The sequence below is a fragment of the Streptomyces bobili genome (assembly GCF_002154575.1).
In the GTDB taxonomy this organism is placed as follows: domain Bacteria; phylum Actinomycetota; class Actinomycetes; order Streptomycetales; family Streptomycetaceae; genus Streptomyces; species Streptomyces bobili.
On sequence record NZ_MUBA01000576.1, the window covers coordinates 1 to 2762 of the forward strand.

3 protein-coding genes are annotated in these 2762 nt (G+C 73.3%); 1 reads left to right on the plus strand and 2 read right to left on the minus strand.

Features of this window, described 5'->3' with window-relative positions; genetic code table 11:
• A partial coding sequence (locus BZL64_RS33885) for a lytic transglycosylase domain-containing protein (protein ID WP_208639577.1) occupies window positions 1-1024 on the minus strand: 1024 nt, incomplete at its 3' end.
• Between the two features lie 336 nt (window positions 1025-1360).
• On the opposite strand from BZL64_RS33885, the gene BZL64_RS33890 reads away from it, so the two are divergent.
• The gene (locus tag BZL64_RS33890) at window positions 1361-2197 is read left to right on the plus strand and encodes a DUF4184 family protein (RefSeq protein WP_086772924.1); all 837 of its coding nucleotides are present in this window, start codon (window positions 1361-1363) and stop codon (window positions 2195-2197) included.
• A gap of 17 nt (window positions 2198-2214) precedes the next feature.
• Here the strand turns inward: BZL64_RS33890 and BZL64_RS33895 are convergent, their stop codons facing one another.
• The gene (locus tag BZL64_RS33895) at window positions 2215-2652 is read right to left on the minus strand and encodes a hypothetical protein (protein WP_086772925.1); all 438 of its coding nucleotides are present in this window, start codon (window positions 2650-2652) and stop codon (window positions 2215-2217) included.
• Window positions 2653-2762: the final 110 nt, after the last annotated feature.

Sequence of the window (2762 nt, forward strand, 5' to 3'; positions counted from 1 at the left end):
GGGCTACGCCCCTTCCACCACCGTCAGCCACAGCTTCACGTAGCGGTCCACGTCGACGCCCAGGGCAACGTCCACCAGGGACTGTTCGCGGGGGCCGTGGGGGATCTCGGATTCGCCGGGGCGGGGTCGTCCTGGGCGGCGTGGACGGCGGGGTGGTCGCGGGGCCGCCGCTGTTCTCGTCGCTGCGGCTGTCCGGGAGGGTGCCGGCGCCGTCCGGGACCTCGTGCGTGCCCTTGCGGTAGTACTCCAGCCACGACACGACGGTGTTGTAGTAGTCCGTCGAGTTGTTGTAGCTCAGGATCGCGCTGCGCAGGCCGGCGTCGGTGGACATGTCCCAGCTGAAGCGGCACAGGTAGTGACCGGCGGCGAGCGCGGCGTCGTAGATGTTGTTCGGGTCCTTCGCGCCGTCGCCGTTGCCGTCGCGGCCTGCCCACTCCCAGGTGGACGGGATGAACTGCATGGGGCCGACGGCGCGGTCGTGCGTGGTGTCGCCGTCGAAGGCGCCGTCGTCGGTGTCGCTGATGTTGGCGAAGCCGTTGCCGTTCAGGACCGGGCCGAGGATCGCCGAGCGGGTCTTGCCGTCGGCGTCGACGTTGCCGCCGCGGGCGTGGCCGGACTCCACCTTGCCGATGGCGGCGAGGAGTTCCCAGGGCAGGTTGCAGCCGGGCTTGGACCCGGCGAGCGACGCCGCGGCCTTCTTGTAGGCGTCCAGGACGGTCGCCGGGATGCCGGCCTCCGTGTCGCCGGTGGCGACCGGGCCGGTGCCGGTGCTCTGGCTCGGCGCCGGGGCGGGGCTGTTCAGCGGCGGCAGGTCCGTGTAGTACGGCGAGTTGCCGGTGGCACTGTCGTCGGTGCCGGCCGCGGATCCGGTCTCGGACGACGGGGCGTCCGCGGCGGCCCGTCCGCCCGCGCCGCCGGCCGTGACGTCGGGTGCCTGGGAGGCGGCCAGAGCCGCGACCGCCAGTGCGGCCACGGTGGTGTTGACCGCACCCTTGCGCAGCCTGCTGCCGAAATGCGCCGACATGAAGTGAACCCTCCCGTGGACACTCGAGCGCCCGTTTCGTCCGTCTCGCCCGTCCCGTAGGACGCCTTGCCCCACTCGTCCGTGAGGGACGGTCAACCGTCCGCGAAGGTTGCCGTCGCGGGCGGTTTGCGCTGATCTGTTCGGTTGTCCGACCGCCATTCGTGCGGCGGCGGCCCAGGCGACCCTACGACAACTTCTTTGTAACCGGCACCCGTTCGAGGCCGCTGTTCACCGCTCCGCCACGCGCCGCGGGGGCGTCGGAGGCATCCCTCATACTGGTCCGAGCGTCGATGTTCGAGCCGGCCGGTCCGGCAACACCCGTGCCGAGGAGCCTCGTTGCCGTTCACGCTGAGTCATGCCGCGGCTGTGCTGCCCGCCGTCCGCGCCGACGGCACCGGCCGCGGACGCCTGGCGCCCGCCTTCCTCGTCGCGGGGTCGTTCGCTCCCGACATGACCTACTACGCGGCGAGTGTCCTGTCCGGGGCGATGGAATTCGGCGACGTCACCCACTCCTTCGCCGGTGTCCTCACCGTCGACGTGCTCCTGGCCTGGGCGCTGGTGGGGCTGTGGCTGCTGGTGCGCGAGCCGCTCGTGGCACTGCTGCCACGGGCACGGCAGGGCCGTACGGCCGCCCTGACACGCTGCGGGTCGCCCCGCGCGCGTCTCCGGCCGTCCACGGTGGCGTGGTGGTACGTGTCCGCGGTCCTCGGCGCGCTGACGCACGTCGTCTGGGACGCCTTCACCCACCTCGACCGGTGGGGCATGCGGGTGTTCCCCGTCCTCGGCGAGACGATCGCGGGCTCCCCGCTGTACTGGTACCTGCAGTACGGCGGTTCGGCCGTCGCCGCGGTCGTGGTCGCCGCGTTCGTCACCTACGCGCTGCGCCGGACCCCCGAGGGCGAGCCGCTCGGCGTACCGGTGCTGTCGGCCCGCGACCGGTGGTGGGCCGCCGGCCTGATCGGCGGTTGCGCCCTGATCGCGGCGGTCCGCCGGGCGCTCCGCTGGTGGGAGTACTGGGGCCCGAGCGCCGAACCGTACGAGCTGATCCCGACCCTGTGCTTCGGGGCGGGAGCGGGGCTGGTGCTGGGTGTTCTGCTGTACGCCGGCGCGGTGCGGGTGTGGCGGCGGGCGGAGGACGGTGCGCCACAGCGGGACGAGGTGCGCGTCGGCTGAGCCGGGTCGTCGCCCGTTCAGCGCCCGCCGAACCGGCCCGCGTCCGGTGTCGTGCGCGGTGTCGCGTTCCGTGTCGTACTCGGTGTCGTGCTCCGTGTCGTGCTCGGTGTCGCGTTCGCCCCGAAGACGGCGATACGGCGGCCCGCGCGCGGCCATCGCGGTCGGCGCAGGGCGGCGAGAGCGAGGGTCAGGTGGTCGCGGGCACGCTCGGCCGCGAGCCGCACGGTGCCGTCCCGGCGGTCGAGCAGGACGACGGTCCGGCCTCGGAGACGTCCGGCCCCCTCGCGCAGCGCCGTGAGAGGGGTTCCGGGGACGCGGGGTGTGGCCGCGCCGGGCGCGAGGGCCGGAAGCGGTCGCCGGGAGGGCGTCCTGTGGGGACCGGCCGTCGTAACGGCGGTGGCCGTGGCGTGAACGCGTGCGGAGGCCTTGCGGCGGTGAAGCAGGCGTATACCCATGGCCGAATCCTGGCGGGCGGGGACCCGTGAGGGCGCCTTCTCGGGGGCCAGGCGAGTGAGGGCCCTTCGGGGGACGTACGCGGGGTGACGGCTGTCTCGTATACATATCT